Genomic DNA, 15,060 nt, shown 5'->3' with positions numbered 1-15,060 from the left:
GACGGCTCAGTGGCCGAACGGGTCGGGGTCCTTGCCGGGCAGCCAGCTCAGGCCCTCGACACCCCAACCGTTGGACTTGACGGCGCGTTTGGCCGCACGCGCGTGCCGACCGACGAGCCGGTCGAGGTAGAGGAACCCGTCGAGGTGTCCGGTCTCGTGCTGCAGCATCCGGGCGAACAGGTCGGTGCCCTCGAGGGTGATCGGGTTTCCGTCGGCGTCGAGTCCGGTGACGCGGGCCCAGTCCGCCCGGCCGGTGGGGAACTGCTCGCCGGGCACCGAGAGGCAGCCCTCTTCGTCGTCGTCGGGGTCGGGCATGGTCTCGGGAACCTCGGAGGTCTCGAGCACGGGGTTGACGACTACCCCGCGGCGACGGGTGGTGCGGCCGCGCGAGTCGGCGCAGTCGTAGACGAACACCCGCTTGGAGACGCCGATCTGGTTGGCGGCCAGGCCGACTCCGTACGCCGCGTCCATCGTGTCGTAGAGGTCGGTGATCAGATCCGCCAGGTCCGCGGGCAACGAACCGTCGGCGCCGACGGGCACGGGAGTGGTCGCGGTGCGCAGGACGGGGTCTCCTACTATGCGGATGGGTACGACGGCCATGCGGGAGAGCTTAAGTCGGCGGCCTATGTCCGCACGACGCACCAGCCGACTCGCCCGCATTGATGACGTCGCAACCCTGCAACCCGTGATTGAATGAGCGCGAACTACAGGGATGTCATTCTTTTCAGGTCGGAAAGGTCCGAGGAGCAATATGGACGGCGCTATGGCGCGTACTGAGCCTTCCGGCGATGACTCTGATCTCCCCGAAGGACTCTCCCGGCGTGAGCACGACATCCTGGCCTTCGAGCGTCAGTGGTGGAAGTACGCCGGCAGCAAGGAAGACGCCATCCGGGAGCTGTTCTCCATGTCGGCGACCCGCTACTACCAGGTGCTCAACGCGCTGGTCGACCGGCCCGAAGCGCTCGCGGCGGACCCGATGCTGGTCAAGCGCCTGCGCCGGCTGCGCGCCAGCAGGCAGAAGGCCCGCGCGGCGCGCAGACTCGGCTTCGAAGTCACCTGAGCGGTCGGTCGGCTGAACCCAACTCGTTAGAGTGGGCGCGATGAACCAGCGAGAGAGTTCCGGGCTGCCGCTGCGGGCCATGGTCATGGTGCTGCTGTTCCTCGGTGTGGTCTTCCTGCTGGTCGGTTTCCAGGCGATGGGCTCGAGCGACGACTCCGGCGACGACGACGCGCCCGTGGCGTCCGCCGTCTCCACCACCTCCGCCGCCCCGGCGTCGTCTCAAGCGCCTGCCGCACGCCCCGAGGTCCGGGTATACAACATCTCCGACGTGGCAGGCGCCGCCGAAGGCGTGGCCACTCGCCTTCGCGATGCCGACTGGAATGTCGCCGACACCGACAACCTCACCCTGGAGGGCGTCACCGCCACCACGGTGTACTTCGGCGAGGCACCCGGCGAACGCGAGGCCGCCGACGAAGTCGGGAAGCTCCTCGAGGCCCCGGTCGAGCCGCGCTCGCCCGCCCTCGCCGACCAACCACCAGGCGTGATCGTGGCGGTCACCGGTTAGGCTCGTGGCCATGCGCAAGTCCGCCACCGTCGCCGCCCTGTTCGCCGTTCCCGCTCTTGCTTTGAGCGCCTGCAGCAATCCCGAGCAGGCGTCCACCACTCCCGGCACCACGCCGTCGGTGTGGACCGGCTCGCCGTCTCCGTCCGCCGCGCCGGGCGAAGGGCAGGGCGAAGGCGAGGGCGGCGGTGAAGGTGGTGGTGAAGGCGGCGGCGGCGAGAAACTGGCCGCCGAATTGCGGACGCCGGACGGCACCACGGTGGCCACCGCTGACATCGACTTCACCGGCGGCTACGCGACGGTCACGGTGCGGACCACCGCACCCGGACAGCTGACGCCCGGCTTCCACGGCATGCACATCCACTCGGTCGGTAAGTGCGAGTCCGACTCGGTGGCCCCCACCGGTGGCGCGCCGGGCAATTTCAACTCCGCGGGCGGGCACCTCCAGATGCCCGGCCAGACCACGCACCCGACGGGTGGCGACCTCAGCTCGCTGCAGGTCCGCAAGGACGGCTCGGCGATGCTCGTCACCACCACCGACGCGTTCACCGCCGAAGAGCTATTGGCCGATCAGAAGACGGCGATCATCATCCACGAGAAGGCCGACAACTTCGCGAACATCCCGCCGGAGAAGTATCAGCAGGTCAGTGGCACGCCGGGTCCCGACGAGCAGACGCTGGCGACCGGTGACGCCGGCGGCCGGGTGGCCTGCGGTGTCATCGCTCCCGCGCAGTAGCCGTATCGACTTCGCCGGGTCCTACCGCCCGACGCTCGGCGTCGAATGGGAGTTCGCGCTCGTCGACGCCGTCACCCGCGACCTGAGCAACGAGGCCGCCGCCGTGATCGCCGAGATCGGCGAGAACCCCAAGGTGCACAAGGAGCTCCTGCGCAACACCGTCGAAATCGTCACGGGTGTCTGCAATTCCGTGCCTGAGGCGATGGACGACCTGCGCGGCAGCCTGGTCACGGCGCAGCAGGTGGTGCGCGACCGCGGGATGAACCTGTTCAGTGCGGGCACCCATCCGTTCGCGAAGTGGTCGGCGGCCCAGCTCACCGATGCGCCGCGGTATGCCGAGCTGATCAAGCGCACGCAGTGGTGGGGCCGTCAGATGGTGATCTGGGGAGTGCACGTCCACGTCGGGGTGTCGTCGGCGCACAAGGTGATGCCGATCATCTCGTCACTGCTCAACCAGTTCCCGCATCTGCTGGCGCTGTCCGCGTCGTCGCCGTTCTGGGACGGTGAGGACACCGGCTACGCGAGCAACCGGGCGATGATGTTCCAGCAGCTGCCGACGGCGGGCCTGCCGTTCCAGTTCCGGCAGTGGTCGGAGTTCGAGGGCTTCGTCCACGACCAGAAGAAGACCGGCATCATCGACCACATCAACGAGGTCCGCTGGGACATCCGGCCCTCACCGCATCTGGGCACCGTCGAGGTGCGGGTGTGCGACGGGGTGTCGAACCTGCGGGAACTGGGCGCGCTGGTGGCGCTCACCCACTGTCTGATCGTCGACCTCGACCGCAGGCTCGATGCGGGCGAGGAACTCCCGATGATGCCGCCGTGGCACGTGCAGGAGAACAAGTGGCGCGCCGCGCGATATGGCCTGGACGCCATCATCATCCTCGACGCCGACAGCAACGAGCGACTGGTCACCGAGGACCTCGACAATCTGGTGGACCGGCTGCAGCCGGTGGCGAAGTCCCTCGGCTGCGTCGACGAGCTGGCCGCGGTGGTCGACATGCACCGGCTGGGCGCGTCCTATCAGCGGCAGCGGCGGGTGGCCGAGGAGACCGACGGTGACCTGCGCGCAGTGGTGGACGCCATCGTCGGCGAGCTCGAACTATAGGTTGGATCCATGAGCGTCACGCCGATGTTCCCGCTCGAAGTGGCGATGCTGCCCGGCGAGGAGCTGCCGCTGCGGATCTTCGAGCCCCGCTACGCCGCCCTGGTCCGCGACTGCCTGGCCGCCGACGACCCGGTGTTCGGGGTGGTGCTGATCGAGGCCGGGCGTGAGGTGGGCGGCGGGGACCGGCGTAGCCGGGTGGGAGTGCTGGCCCGGATCGCCGAGTGCGCCGCGACCGGCGAGGGCCGGTACCGGATGAATTGCCCTCTGGGCGAGCGGATCCGGGTCACCGAGTGGCTCGACGACGATCCGTACCCGCGGGCCGACGTCGAACCGTGGCCCGACGAGCCCGACGCCGGCGTCGACGAGAGCCGGCTCGCCGATGTGGAGAACCGCATCATCGCGCTGTTCGAGCGGATCGCGGCCGCCCGCGACATCGAGATCCGCGACCGCGACGGCCTGCTCGCGCGCGCCGAGCCCGACCTGCCGAAGCGCCTGTACGCGTTGGCCAACCGACTGCCGATGGGCCCTGCCGACCGGTATGCGGTGCTGGCGGCGCCCGGACCGGCATCACGGCTGGACGCGTTGAGCGAAGCCGTCGACACGGTGACCGCGCGGGTCGAGTTCCAGCTCTCGGAGTGACGCATCGGCCGGACGTGACCGGGACCGAGTCGCGTTCGGGTCAGGACGACCTGTCTGCGTCCCTATGGACGAGATTGCACAGAGGGCTGTGATCGGTTGAAGTACGACCGTCTGTGCAATCTCGCGTGCAGGGGCGGAACAGAGGGCTAGGCGGTCGCTGCCATGGGCCCCGTCGTCGCCGCGGAACTGAGCTTCGCGTCGACGAACACGGTGTTGGGGAAGGCGTCCTCGGCGTCGTCGGGAGTGCACCGGTCATAGCGATTCATCAGCCGACGGGCGTCGATCGTCGTGACGTCCCAGCCCTGCGCGGTCAGCCATTCCGCGACGTCGGTGCGGTCCTCGACGAACGCCTCGACGGCGATGCGGCTGCTCGGCACGGCCATCTCGGCGATCTGTGCGAACAACCGGTCCTGGCCCTCTGCGGTGAGGTGGGGCAGCAGGCTCTCGGCCGACCATGCTGCCGGTTGGGTGGAGTCGAAACCGGCGTTACGCAAGGCTTTCGGCCAGTCCTGGCGCAGGTCGACCGGCACCGGGACGTACCGCGCATGGGGCTCGGCGCCGTGGGCGCGCAACACCTCCAGCTTGAACTCGAGCACCTGCGGCTGGTCGATCTCGAAGACCACGCTGCCGCTCACCCACGGCATCCGCCAGGCACGGGAGTCCAGGCCCGCGCCGAGGATCACCGACTGTTCGACACCGTGTGCACCCGCGGCGATGAAGAACTCGTCGAACCACTTGGTACGCGACGCCGCATATCCCGACAGCGCGCGGATCCGCTCGGCCATCGCATCCGTCGGCAGCTCCCAGCCGCGGGCGACGGCGGCGTCGATGAAGACCTGCGCGAACGGATCCTCGAACAGCGGGCAGCCGGCCGAGGACTCACCGGCCCGGGCCATCGCCACGCCCAGCGCGGTGGGACCGACGCCCTCGGTGATGCTCCAGGTGTCAGAGTCCGTCCGTGCCATGCGGACGGTGTTCCCCTTCGGCCGCGAACTCATGCATCTCGTCCCTGGTCAACAAGTCGTCGCGGATGTTCTGTTCGCGGTAGGCCAACTGCCCGACGCGGTTCGCGACCACCGGCGCGGTGATGATGGTGAACAGCCCGGTCAGGATCACCATGCCGACATCGACGTTGCCCCGCAACCGGATCGCCGCACCCGCGAGCACCAGCAGCAGGCCGAGCACCTGGGGCTTGGTCGCCGCGTGCATGCGGGACAGTGTGTCGGGGAACCGGACGACGCCGATCGCCGCGGTCAGCGCCAGCGTCGACCCGCCGAGCACCAGGACCGCGGCGGCCACGTCGGGGATGTCGGGACTGTTCACCGGGTCCTCCGCTTCTCGATGTCGGGCACCCGGAACCGCGCCACGCTCACCGAACCGACGAAGCTGATGAGCGCCAGCGCGGTGAGGCTGTAGGTGACGGTGGTGTCGAGGCTGAACGCCGCCCACGTGCCGATCGCGCACATCGTGACGGCCACCAGGGTGTCGAGCGCGACCAGCCGGTCCAGCGTGCTCGGGCCGGCCAGCAGCCGGAACATCACGATGGTCGCCGCGGCGCTGAGCATCACCGCGGCGATGATCCACACGTATGTCATGCGCGATCCTCCTCCTCCACTGCCTCCGCCGGATGGGCCGTGGGCCGCCAGTCGGCGTCGCGTTCGAACGCCGCGATCAGCAACCGCTGGAACTGGTCGACCTGGCGGTAGAACCGGGCCAGCGCGCGGTCGGACCCGACGTCGATCACGTGTACGTAGATCATCCGCCGGGACTGGTCGATCTCGAGCACGATGTTGCCCGGTGTCAGGTTCATGATGTTGACCGCCAGCGCCAGCACGAGGTCGGACTTGAGCGCGAGGTGCGCGCGCAGCACGGCGGTCAGCGGCGGCGGGCCCGGCTTGATCGCGAGCCACGCCACCTGCACCGAGGACAGCACCAGGTAGTAGGCGACGGTCGCGATGAGGCGGAGCACCGACAGCAGGTGGATCCGCCCCTCGACCGGCACCGGGGGCAGCGGCAGCAGCACCGTGACCACCAGCGCGACGGCCAGCCCGCTGACGACGTTCGCCGCAGAGAAGGTGCCCCACAGGAAGATCCACACCAGCACCAGCCAGCACAGCACCCACGCGCGCAGCGCGATCCGCCGCATCGGCCACCTGCTCCGCATGCTGTCGCCGGTCACGGCCGCTCCCCGACGACGGCGGTGATGTACTGCTCGCGGTCGAGCACCTGTTCGGCTGCGCGCACGCTGTAGGCGAAGATCGGCCCGGCCGCCACCGTCAGCGTCAGGCCGACCGCGATCAGCGCGCCCGTCGGCACCAGCATGCCGATCGGCATCCGGCCGACATGCGCCCGATCGGCGTATTCGATGTCCTCGTCCTCGACGAGCAGCGCTGCCGGGACGGCCGCCGAGAGATGGCCCTCCGGAGCGTCGACACGGGACCGCCAGAACGCCTTGGTCCACACCCGGGCCACCACGTACAACGTCAGCAGGCTGGTCAGCACGCCGCCGCCGACCAGCAGCCAGGCCAGCACGGAGCCGTTGGCGGCGCCGGCCTCCATCAGCGCGACCTTGCCGATGAAGCCCGAGAACGGCGGTATGCCACCGAGATTCAGCGCGGGTACCACCCAGACGAAGGCCAATAGCGGGCTGGCGGCCGCGAGTCCGCCGAGTCGCTGCATGGTCGACGCGCCTGCCTGCCGTTCGATCAGCCCGACCACCAGGAACAGTGTGGTCTGCACCAGGATGTGGTGCGCGACGTAGTAGATGGCGCCGGACATGCCGAGTTCGTTCGACAGCGCGATGCCGAACACCATGTAGCCGATGTGGCTGACCAGGGTGAAGGACAGCAGCCGCTTGATGTCGCTCTGCGCGATCGCACCGAGGATGCCGATCACCATCGTCAGGAATGCGGCGACCAACAGCACCGCGTCCAGGCCGCCGCCGGGGAAGAGCAACGAGTGTGCCCGGATGATGGCGTACACGCCGACCTTGGTGAGCAGTCCGGCGAACACGGCGGTGACGGGCGCAGGCGCGGTGGGGTAGGAGTCGGGCAGCCAGGTCGACAGCGGGAACACCGCGGCCTTGATGCCGAACGCGACGAGCAGCACCGCGAAGAGTGCGGTGCGGGTGCCCGGCGCGACTTCGTCCAGACGCACACCCAATTCGGCCATGTTGAGTGTGCCGGTGGCGGCGTAGACCAGTGCGATGCCGATCAGGAAGATCAGCGACGAGACCATCGACACCATCACGTAGGCGATGCCCGCGCGGACCCGCTCGGCACTGGACCCGATGGTGAGCAGCACGAAGCTGGCGGACAGCAGCACCTCGAAGCCGACGAAGAGGTTGAACAGGTCACCGGCCAGGAACGCGGTGCACACGCCCGCCGACAGCACCAGGTAGGTCGGCAGGAAGATCGACACCGGTTGGCGGTCGTCGCCGTCGCGGATGCCCTGCCCGATCGCGTAGCAGACCACCGCCAGCAGCACGATCGACGACACCACCAGCATCAGCGCCGAGAGCCGGTCCACCACGAGCGTGATGCCGAGCGGCCCCATGCCCGGCACGCTCTGACCCCAGCCCCCGACCTGCAGGGCCAGCGTGCCGTCGCGGTCCGTCAGGTACAGCAGTACGGCGCACACCGCCACCACCGCGATCAGCGCGACCAACGTGATGGCGCGCTGCAGCCGGGGAGTGCGGCCGGCGAACAGCGTCAGCGCCGCGGCCAGCGTCGGGATCAGCACCGGCAGGGGTGTCAGCACGGTCGAGAGGCTCATCGCGAGCCCTCCTGGCCGGGCAGCGCATCGAGTTCGTCGGGCAGGTCGGTGTCCTTCGCGGTGTCCGCTTCGGGTGGCCGGTCCTCGTCGACGGGGGTGGCGTCCATGGCGGACAGCCGGGACACCCGGGCGTCCTCGGGGTCGTTGCCGACCTCTTCGGCGGTGGTCAGCCGGAATGACCGGTAGGTGAGCGCCAGCACGAACGCCGCGATGCCCATGCTGATCACGATCGCGGTCAGGATCATGCCCTGGGCAAGGGGATCCGCCGTGGTGGTCTCGCCGTTGCTGGTGCGCCCGCGCACCGGCGGATTGCCCGACGGTCCGCCCACCATCAGGATCAGCAGGTTCACCGCGTTGCCGATCAGCAACAGTCCCAACAACATCCGGGTCAGACTGCGTTCCAGTAGCAGGTAGACACCGGCACTGGTGAGGGCCCCGACGAGGATGAGCGGGATCAGGTAGGTGGTCATCGGGTCACCATCTCTGTGTCGACTCGCGCGCCGAGGCTGCGCAGCACGTCGAGCACCAGGCCGACGACGATGAGATACACCCCGAGGTCGAAGAGCAGCGCGGTGACGAACTTGACGGTGCCGAGCACCGGGACGTCGAACTCGACGACGGCCGACGACAGCACCGGTGCGCCGAGCAGCAGCGAGCCCACCGCGGTGCCCGCGGACAGCCCGAGCCCGACGCCGAGGATCTTGCCTGCGTCCAGCGGCAGTGTCTCGCCGAGTTCGTAGCGGCCGCCTGCCAGATAGCGCAGCACCAGGGCCAGGCCCGCGGTCAGGCCGCCCGCGAAGCCGCCGCCGGGGGTGTTGTGGCCGGCGAAGAAGAAGTACGCCGACAGCACCATGATGAGCGGGAAGATCACCCTGGTCGCCACCTCGAGCACCAGCGAGCGGTGCCGCGGGTCGCGCAGTTCACTGCCGCGCAGCCACGTGACCTCGCCGGCGGCAGGCGAATTGGCGTAGGTGCCGACGGGGCCGATGTCGGGCTGGCCGGCGTCCGACACGCGGGGCGCGGCGCCGAATCGCCGGTGCCGGAACACCAGCGATGCCACGCCGGTCGCGGCGACGAGCAGCACCGAGACCTCGCCCATGGTGTCCCACGCACGGATGTCGACCAGCAGCACGTTGACCGTGTTGGCGCCGTGTCCCCGGTAGTACGCCGCGTCGGGAAGCAGTTCGGCGATGCCGGCGCCGCTGCGGGCAGCCATCGCGAAGACGGCGAGCGAGGTGACCGTGGCGCCGACGGCCAGTGACAGCACCGCCCGCGGCAACCGGAAGCGGCCGATGTCGGCCTGATCGGCCTCGGCGGGCAGTGAACGCAGCACGAGCACGAAGATCACCAGGACCAGCGTCTCGACCAGGAACTGGGTGAGGGCCAGGTCGGGTGCGCCGTGGAAGGCGAAGATCGCGCCGCAGCCGTACCCGGTCACCCCGATCAGCAGCACCGCGGCGAGCCGGTTGCGCATCACCACCGCGCCCAGCGCCGCGGCGATCATCAGCAGGCCCACCACCACCTGCACCGGCGAGTCCCACAGCCGGAACTCCGGCCGGTCGCGCGCTCCGAACGCCAGTACCGCCGCGGGCAGCGCCACCAGCGTCGACAGGATCACCGCCTGCGTGGCGGGTATCGATCCGCGCTGCGTCACCGCGGTCAACCGCACCGAGAACACGTCGAGCCCGCGGATGAAGGAGTCGTACACGTGGTCGGCGTTGCCCAGCGGCAGATACGGCGTGCGGGCCCGGCGCAGCCGGTCGCGGCCGAAGAACGCCGTGGTGCCCGCGGCGATGACGAGGACCGACAGCAGCAGGGGCAGGTTCAGCCCGTGCCAGAGCGCGAGCTCGTAGTGCTGACCGCCCGGCACCGTGGCGGCGTAGTCGTCGAGCACCGTGTCCAGCGGTGCGGGCCAGAGTCCGAACAGCAACCCCGCGGACGCCAGGATCGCGGGTGGGATCAGGAAAGTCGTGGGCAGCCGGTGCATCTCGGCGACGCGGATGCTGGGCTGGGACAGGCCTTTGCGCGCGAACGCGCCCCACAGGAACCGCAGGCTGTAGATGGTGGTGAAGACCGAGCCGAACGCGATGCCCGCGAGCACCACTGGCGCCGCGACGCCGAGTGATGCGCTGTGCGAGACGGTTTCGAAGTCGGCCTCCTTCGCGACGAAGCCGAGGAACGGTGGCAGCGCGGCCATGCTCGCCGTGGCGCCGAGGGCGATGACCAACAGCGGCCGGCTGGCCTGTCCGAGCCAGGCGAGCCGGCGGATGTCACGGGTGCCGGTCGCGTGGTCGATGGCGCCGACCACCATGAACAGCGCAGCTTTGAACATCGCGTGCGCGACGAGCATCGCCAAACCTGCCAGCATCATGTCGCGCCCGCCCGCGCCGACCATCACGGTGATCAGGCCGAGCTGGCTGACAGTGCCGAAGGCGAGGATCAACTTGAGGTCATACTCGCGCACCGCCCGCCAGCCGGCGAGCAGCATGGTGACCAGGCCGAGTGTCACCACCATCGGCCGCCAGACCGGTGAGTCGGCGAAGCCGGGCGTCATCCGCGCCACCAGGTACACGCCGGCCTTCACCATCGCCGCCGCATGCAGGTAGGCGCTGACCGGGGTGGGCGCGGCCATGGCTCCCGGCAGCCAGAAGTGCAGCGGGATGATCGCCGACTTCGACAGCGCGCCAACGAGAACGAGTGCCACGCCGACGGCGGCCGCCACGCCGGTCGGTGGCGCCGCGACGAGTTCGGAGAGCCGGTAGGTGCCTGCCAGGTTGCCGAGCACGACGATGCCCGCGAGCATCGCCAGCCCGCCCAGGGTGGTCACCAGGAGTGCCTGGGTGGCCGCGCGCCTGCTGGTGGCCCGTTCGGCGTAGTGCCCCACCAGCAGGAAGGACAGCACGGTGGTGATCTCCCAGAACACGTAGAGCACCAGCATGTTGTCGCTCGTCACGAGGCCGAACATCGCCCCTGCGAAGGCCACCATCTCGGCAGCGAAGCTCGGCAGTCGATTCTCGGTGTGGCCGTCGTGATGGTGGAAGTAGGGGGCGCAGTAGAGCAACACCAGTGCGCCGATACCGAGCACCAGCACGCTCATGATCGCCGCGAGGGTGTCGAACCGCAGGGTGATGTTCATCGACAGCTCGGGCAGCCAGACCAGGTCGACGGTCTTGGCGTCGCCGGGGGATGGCCAGTTCGTCGCCACCCAGATCAGTGATGTCAGGGGGACCAGCGCCAGTGGGTAGAACGCGAGCCTGCCGAACCTCGCCACCAGGACGGGTGCGATCGCGGTCGCTGCCGCGTGAGCGATCAGAATGGCAAGCAAGGCACTCCGTGGTCTCGTCGGGTCGGCGATGAGCCGACTGGCGAAGATCAGATCGTGGGGTGTCAGCCGCTGGATGCACGCATGGCGCGAAACGCATCGGTGGTGGGAACAGCCCGTCCGCGTCCATTCTACGGATGCCCGCTGAGCTGCCCGCACCCCTACGGAACGGCGCGCTCCGCGTTCCGCTCGGCGACCGCGGCGATCCGGCCGAGCAATCTGCGGACGACGACGCCGTGGCCGCCGGTGCCGATGACGATCGCCCGGTACACCGTCCCCGCGGCGCCGGGGAACGCCGCGAAGGTCTGCGCGGCCACGCGGGTGCGGCCGGGGCCGTCGTCGGTGAGTTCGAACACGAGCCGGTACACCGCGAACGGGTGGCGACCGTGCAGGACGAACCGGTTGGGCGGCGTGGCCGATTCGAGGTGGAAGCCGGGCGGGACGCTCGACGGGTCGCGGCGGTCGCGGCACATCACGGACAGCAGGGCCGTCCAGCAGGTGGCACGGTAGGCAGCGACCGATATGGCATGCTCATCGATATAGGGCAATCGTTCCATATAGAAGGAACATACTAGATCGTGGCACCTCCGCGGAAGCATGAGACCGACGTCATACTCGACGCGACGCGCGCGCTGATCCTCACCGAGGGACCGCGTGCGGCCAGCGTGGCTGCGATCGCCAAGGCCAGCGGCGCCCCGGCCGGCACGCTGTATCACCGCTTCGGCAACCGCAACGGTGTGGTGACGGCCGCCTGGCTGCGGGCGCTCGAGCGGTTCCAGGCCCGGGTGCTGGCGGCGGCGGTCGGCGATCCTGTGGACGAGGCGGTGGCGCTGGCCGTCGCCACCGTCGACTTCGCCCGGGAACTACCCGATGACGCCCGCCTGCTTCTCGCGTTGCGTCCAGGCGATCTGGTCGACGGGGAGCCCGACCCCGCGCTGCAGCAGACGCTGGCGACGATGAACGCCCCGCTGATCGACCGGTTGCACGACGTCACCCGGCGGCTGTTCGGCGAATCCGGCGAGGATTACGACCGCCGGCTGGACGTCGTCACGCGTGCCGTCGTCGACCTGCCCTACGCCGTCATCCGGCGGCACGCGCGCGACGACAGACTGCCACCGTGGCTGGCCGACGACCTGGCGGTGGCGGTGCGGGCGCTGTTAGCGGCGCATCGTCCCGCAGGGCGATCCTGACCTGGCCGACAGGGTGTGGCTGACCACTCCGATGCCCCAGCCCATGATCGGCCAGACCGGCCAGAAGTACCATCCGCCGCCGGTCAGCCCGACGGCGAGCCAGATGCCGAGCATCAGCAGCGAACCCGCGATGTAGGCGGCGAGGTGAACGGCGGCGCCGCGCCGAGCGGCCCTCGCGTGCGCGTCGCGCCGCCGCGGATCGTTGCGGCGGAGATTCGCGACGGGCAGGTCGGCGGTCAGGGCGCGGAGCTCGTCGCGGGTCCCTGCGGCGAACGCCGACTGCACGCGTTGCTCGTAGTCCGTCATGTCGAGGTAGCCCTGCGCGAGGGCGAGGCCGAGATCGCTCGCCGTCTTCTCGCGTTCGCGGTCGCCAGCGCGGGTGGAGGTGGTGTCCGGGGCGGTCATGACTGCGCTCCCCTCAAACTTGTCAGCGGCTAGTTCGGATGTGTACGAGTCTGCTCCCGGTAACTAGGCACTGTCAAGATGTGGGCGGGTCAGCCGATGCTCAGCGGCCCTCGGAGAACGCGCGCAGCGATTCCACCTGCACCGGGTCGAGCGACGGCCGCACGGCCGCACGGGCGGCGGCCACATCGGCGGCGGTGACGTCGGCGGCGTCGATCGAGCGTCGCATCGCGGTCAGCGCGGCCTCGCGCAGCAGCGCCACGCAGTCCGCCGCGCTGTAGCCGTCGAGGTCGTCGGCGAGTGCATCGAGGTCGACGTCCTCGGCCAGCGGGATCGACTTGCCCGAGGTGCGCAGGATCTCGCGCCGGGCCTCCGCGTCGGGCGGTTCCACGAACACCAGCCGCTCCAGCCGGCCGGGCCGCAGCAGCGCCGGGTCGATGAGGTCGGGCCGGTTGGTCGCGCCGAGCACGACGACGTCACGCATCGGTTCGATGCCGTCGAGTTCGGTCAGCAGCGCGGCGACCACCCGGTCGGTGACACCGGAGTCGAAGCTCTGCCCGCGCCGAGGCGCCAGCGCGTCGATCTCGTCGAGGAACACCAGCGACGGCGCGGAATCGCGGGCCCGCCGGAAGAGTTCACGCACCGCCTTCTCCGAGGCGCCCACCCACTTGTCCATCAGCTCGGCGCCTTTGACGGCGTGCACCGACAGCTGGCCCGAGCTCGCCAGCGCCCGCACCACGAACGTCTTGCCGCACCCGGGCGGACCGTAGAGCAGCACACCGCGCGGCGGCTCCACCCCGAGCCGGGCGAACGTGTCCGGGTGCTGCAGCGGCCACAGCACCGCCTCGGTGAGCGCCTGCTTGGTCGCCACCATGTCGCCGACGTCCTCGAGTGTCACCGATCCGACGGACACCTCTTGGGTGGCCGAACGCGACAGCGGGCGGATCACGCTGAGTGCTCCGGTGAGGTCCTCCTGCTCGAGCGCGGGTGCGGTGCCTTCCGTGCTGGCCCGTGCCGCCGCGCGCAGCGCCGCCTCGCGGACCAGGGCACACAGATCCGCGACAACGAATCCCGGTGTCCTGCCCGCGATCTCGTCGAGCTGCAGTTCGCCGGCGGGCACGTCGCGCAGCAGCACCTCCAGCAGTGCCTTGCGGGTCGCCCCGTCGGGGAGGCTGAGGCCGAGCTCGCGGTCGCAGAGGTCGGGCCCCCGTAGCCGGGCGTCCACGCCGTCGGGCATCGCCGTCGTCGCGACGAACGCAACCCCCGATGTGGCCACGGCCGAACGCAATTCGGTCAAGATCAGGGTGGCGACCGGTTCGGCGGTCGAGGGCAGCAGCGCGTCGATGTCGGTGATCAGCAGCACCCCACCGCCGTCACGGACCGTCTCCACGGCGGCGGCGACGCTGCGCAACCTGTCGTCGGCATGCAGCGCGCCGACCTCGGGGCCGTCGAGTTCCACCAGCCTGCGGTCGGCACACACCACCCGCACCATCGTCGCCTTGCCGACACCCGCCGGACCCGACACCAGCACACCGAGATTCGCTGCCGCGCCCAGAGTCTGGAGTAGTTCAGGCTCGTCGAGGGACAGCTTGAGCCATTCGGTGAGCCGGCTCACCTGGCTGTGCACACCCTTGAGATCGTCCGCGCTGACCGACGGCCGTTGCGTCGGGGTGGTGACGGTGACCTGACCGACGGTGCTGTCCACGCCTGTTTCTGCGCCGTCGGACACCGATGCGGTGCCGTCACCCCAGCTGACCACCGAATTGGGCTGCACGCTGACGGGGCCGGCCGGATCGACACCGGTGACGGTGAGCAGTTCCGAGGTCCAGGTGATGCCCACCGACGAGGCCAGCGCCGAGGTGGCCGCCGAGGTGGAGGTGCCCGGCCCCAGGTCGCGCGGCAGCAGGGACACCGTGTCGCCCACCGTCATCACCTTGCCGAGCAGTGCCTGTCGCAGGGTGGCCGACGAGATCGACTGGGTGGCCAGTCTGGAGCCGGACACCGTCACCGAACGCGCGCCGTACACCGTCACCGGTGCCACGATCACCGTGCTGGTCTCCCGCAGGCCTGCGTTGGACAGTGTGACGTCGTCGAGCAGGGCGGTACCGGTGGGTGTGCCGGGCGGGGCCACTCCGACCACCGCGGCGGTGGTCCTGGACCCCGTGAGGGCGACGGCGTCCCACTCCCGAAGGCCAAGGGCGGCAATGGCTTCGGGATGCAACCGGACCACGCCGCGACGATTGTCCAGTGCCGAGGTGTTCAGCCGGGCGGTGAGTCGCAGGTGGGTGAGCGCGTAGTCGTCCTCGGCGAATTCGGTCCCGGTCATG

Annotated in this window: 17 protein-coding genes; 6 read left to right on the top strand and 11 right to left on the bottom strand. The window is 69.8% G+C overall.

Annotated features, from left to right (window positions below):
* Nucleotides 1–6 precede the first annotated feature (6 nt).
* On the bottom strand, nucleotides 7–600 hold the full coding sequence (locus ACPCHZ_RS01240) for a peptide deformylase (RefSeq protein ID WP_364976890.1): 594 nt from the start codon (nucleotides 598–600) through the stop codon (nucleotides 7–9).
* Between the two features lie 151 nt (nucleotides 601–751).
* On the opposite strand from ACPCHZ_RS01240, the gene ACPCHZ_RS01235 reads away from it, so the two are divergent.
* The 5 genes from ACPCHZ_RS01235 to ACPCHZ_RS01215 are packed head-to-tail and all read left to right on the top strand — an operon-like array spanning nucleotide 752 to nucleotide 4,045.
* Nucleotides 752–1,060, top strand: coding sequence for a DUF3263 domain-containing protein (locus ACPCHZ_RS01235; protein ID WP_364976888.1), 309 nt, complete (start codon nucleotides 752–754; stop codon nucleotides 1,058–1,060).
* A 40-nt stretch (nucleotides 1,061–1,100) separates the two neighbouring features.
* Nucleotides 1,101–1,565, top strand: coding sequence for a LytR C-terminal domain-containing protein (locus tag ACPCHZ_RS01230; protein ID WP_423483069.1), 465 nt, complete (start codon nucleotides 1,101–1,103; stop codon nucleotides 1,563–1,565).
* A 10-nt stretch (nucleotides 1,566–1,575) separates the two neighbouring features.
* Nucleotides 1,576–2,298 (top strand): superoxide dismutase[Cu-Zn], encoded by a 723-nt coding sequence (sodC, locus tag ACPCHZ_RS01225; RefSeq protein WP_423483068.1) that lies wholly within the window; start codon nucleotides 1,576–1,578, stop codon nucleotides 2,296–2,298.
* On the top strand, nucleotides 2,276–3,406 hold the full coding sequence (locus tag ACPCHZ_RS01220) for a glutamate--cysteine ligase (RefSeq protein ID WP_364976882.1): 1,131 nt from the start codon (nucleotides 2,276–2,278) through the stop codon (nucleotides 3,404–3,406). Before sodC ends, ACPCHZ_RS01220 begins: the two co-directional genes overlap by 23 nt.
* Nucleotides 3,407–3,415: 9 nt before the next feature.
* Nucleotides 3,416–4,045, top strand: a complete 630-nt coding sequence (locus ACPCHZ_RS01215) for an LON peptidase substrate-binding domain-containing protein (RefSeq protein WP_423483067.1) — start codon at nucleotides 3,416–3,418, stop codon at nucleotides 4,043–4,045.
* 146 nt (nucleotides 4,046–4,191) lie between these two features.
* Here the strand turns inward: ACPCHZ_RS01215 and ACPCHZ_RS01210 are convergent, their stop codons facing one another.
* The 8 genes from ACPCHZ_RS01210 to ACPCHZ_RS01175 all read right to left on the bottom strand — a co-directional run bounded on the left by ACPCHZ_RS01210 (nucleotide 4,192) and on the right by ACPCHZ_RS01175 (nucleotide 11,698).
* On the bottom strand, nucleotides 4,192–5,010 hold the full coding sequence (locus tag ACPCHZ_RS01210; RefSeq protein ID WP_423483066.1) for an SAM-dependent methyltransferase: 819 nt from the start codon (nucleotides 5,008–5,010) through the stop codon (nucleotides 4,192–4,194).
* On the bottom strand, nucleotides 4,991–5,368 hold the full coding sequence (gene mnhG, locus ACPCHZ_RS01205; protein WP_423483065.1) for a monovalent cation/H(+) antiporter subunit G: 378 nt from the start codon (nucleotides 5,366–5,368) through the stop codon (nucleotides 4,991–4,993). The genes ACPCHZ_RS01210 and mnhG overlap by 20 nt, the downstream gene beginning before the upstream one ends.
* Complete coding sequence (locus ACPCHZ_RS01200) at nucleotides 5,365–5,640, bottom strand: monovalent cation/H+ antiporter complex subunit F (RefSeq protein ID WP_423483064.1); 276 nt, start codon at nucleotides 5,638–5,640, stop codon at nucleotides 5,365–5,367. Before ACPCHZ_RS01200 ends, mnhG begins: the two co-directional genes overlap by 4 nt.
* Entirely contained in the window at nucleotides 5,637–6,209 is a 573-nt protein-coding gene (locus tag ACPCHZ_RS01195) for a Na+/H+ antiporter subunit E (RefSeq protein ID WP_423483775.1), read from the bottom strand. Before ACPCHZ_RS01195 ends, ACPCHZ_RS01200 begins: the two co-directional genes overlap by 4 nt.
* Before the next feature lie 11 nt (nucleotides 6,210–6,220).
* Nucleotides 6,221–7,819: a Na+/H+ antiporter subunit D gene (locus tag ACPCHZ_RS01190; RefSeq protein WP_423483063.1), complete on the bottom strand. Its 1,599-nt coding sequence runs from the start codon at nucleotides 7,817–7,819 to the stop codon at nucleotides 6,221–6,223.
* Complete coding sequence (locus ACPCHZ_RS01185) at nucleotides 7,816–8,289, bottom strand: Na(+)/H(+) antiporter subunit C (protein ID WP_423483062.1); 474 nt, start codon at nucleotides 8,287–8,289, stop codon at nucleotides 7,816–7,818. Before ACPCHZ_RS01185 ends, ACPCHZ_RS01190 begins: the two co-directional genes overlap by 4 nt.
* On the bottom strand, nucleotides 8,286–11,144 hold the full coding sequence (locus ACPCHZ_RS01180) for a Na+/H+ antiporter subunit A (RefSeq protein ID WP_423483061.1): 2,859 nt from the start codon (nucleotides 11,142–11,144) through the stop codon (nucleotides 8,286–8,288). The genes ACPCHZ_RS01185 and ACPCHZ_RS01180 overlap by 4 nt, the downstream gene beginning before the upstream one ends.
* A 158-nt stretch (nucleotides 11,145–11,302) precedes the next feature.
* Nucleotides 11,303–11,698 (bottom strand): hypothetical protein, encoded by a 396-nt coding sequence (locus ACPCHZ_RS01175; RefSeq protein ID WP_423483060.1) that lies wholly within the window; start codon nucleotides 11,696–11,698, stop codon nucleotides 11,303–11,305.
* Between the two features lie 21 nt (nucleotides 11,699–11,719).
* On the opposite strand from ACPCHZ_RS01175, the gene ACPCHZ_RS01170 reads away from it, so the two are divergent.
* Entirely contained in the window at nucleotides 11,720–12,331 is a 612-nt protein-coding gene (locus ACPCHZ_RS01170; protein WP_423483059.1) for a TetR/AcrR family transcriptional regulator, read from the top strand.
* On the opposite strand, the gene ACPCHZ_RS01165 is transcribed toward ACPCHZ_RS01170, so the two are convergent.
* Both ACPCHZ_RS01165 and ACPCHZ_RS01160 read right to left on the bottom strand, forming a co-directional pair.
* A complete protein-coding gene (locus tag ACPCHZ_RS01165; protein ID WP_423483058.1) occupies nucleotides 12,299–12,736 on the bottom strand; it encodes a DUF1707 domain-containing protein in 438 nt (145 codons plus the stop codon). The two genes, ACPCHZ_RS01170 and ACPCHZ_RS01165, sit on opposite strands and share 33 nt — an antisense overlap.
* Nucleotides 12,737–12,836: 100 nt before the next feature.
* Complete coding sequence (locus tag ACPCHZ_RS01160; RefSeq protein WP_423483057.1) at nucleotides 12,837–15,059, bottom strand: AAA family ATPase; 2,223 nt, start codon at nucleotides 15,057–15,059, stop codon at nucleotides 12,837–12,839.
* Nucleotide 15,060 lies beyond the last annotated feature (1 nt).

Source organism: Mycobacterium sp. NPDC050041, from assembly GCF_049541695.1.
Classification (GTDB): Bacteria; Actinomycetota; Actinomycetes; order Mycobacteriales; family Mycobacteriaceae; genus Mycobacterium.
This window is presented reverse-complemented; position numbering and strand designations above follow the sequence as displayed.

Coding starts and splice junctions, on each gene's coding strand:
- ACPCHZ_RS01240 (WP_364976890.1), bottom strand. CDS start 600: ATGGCCGTCGTACCCATCCGCATAGTAGGAGACCCCGTCCTGCGCACC.
- ACPCHZ_RS01185 (WP_423483062.1), bottom strand. CDS start 8,289: ATGACCACCTACCTGATCCCGCTCATCCTCGTCGGGGCCCTCACCAGT.
- ACPCHZ_RS01165 (WP_423483058.1), bottom strand. CDS start 12,736: ATGACCGCCCCGGACACCACCTCCACCCGCGCTGGCGACCGCGAACGC.
- ACPCHZ_RS01200 (WP_423483064.1), bottom strand. CDS start 5,640: ATGACATACGTGTGGATCATCGCCGCGGTGATGCTCAGCGCCGCGGCG.
- ACPCHZ_RS01215 (WP_423483067.1), top strand. CDS start 3,416: ATGAGCGTCACGCCGATGTTCCCGCTCGAAGTGGCGATGCTGCCCGGC.
- ACPCHZ_RS01195 (WP_423483775.1), bottom strand. CDS start 6,209: ATGCGGAGCAGGTGGCCGATGCGGCGGATCGCGCTGCGCGCGTGGGTG.
- ACPCHZ_RS01190 (WP_423483063.1), bottom strand. CDS start 7,819: ATGAGCCTCTCGACCGTGCTGACACCCCTGCCGGTGCTGATCCCGACG.
- ACPCHZ_RS01235 (WP_364976888.1), top strand. CDS start 752: ATGGACGGCGCTATGGCGCGTACTGAGCCTTCCGGCGATGACTCTGAT.
- ACPCHZ_RS01160 (WP_423483057.1), bottom strand. CDS start 15,059: ATGACCGGGACCGAATTCGCCGAGGACGACTACGCGCTCACCCACCTG.
- ACPCHZ_RS01175 (WP_423483060.1), bottom strand. CDS start 11,698: ATGGAACGATTGCCCTATATCGATGAGCATGCCATATCGGTCGCTGCC.
- sodC (WP_423483068.1), top strand. CDS start 1,576: ATGCGCAAGTCCGCCACCGTCGCCGCCCTGTTCGCCGTTCCCGCTCTT.
- ACPCHZ_RS01210 (WP_423483066.1), bottom strand. CDS start 5,010: ATGGCACGGACGGACTCTGACACCTGGAGCATCACCGAGGGCGTCGGT.
- ACPCHZ_RS01230 (WP_423483069.1), top strand. CDS start 1,101: ATGAACCAGCGAGAGAGTTCCGGGCTGCCGCTGCGGGCCATGGTCATG.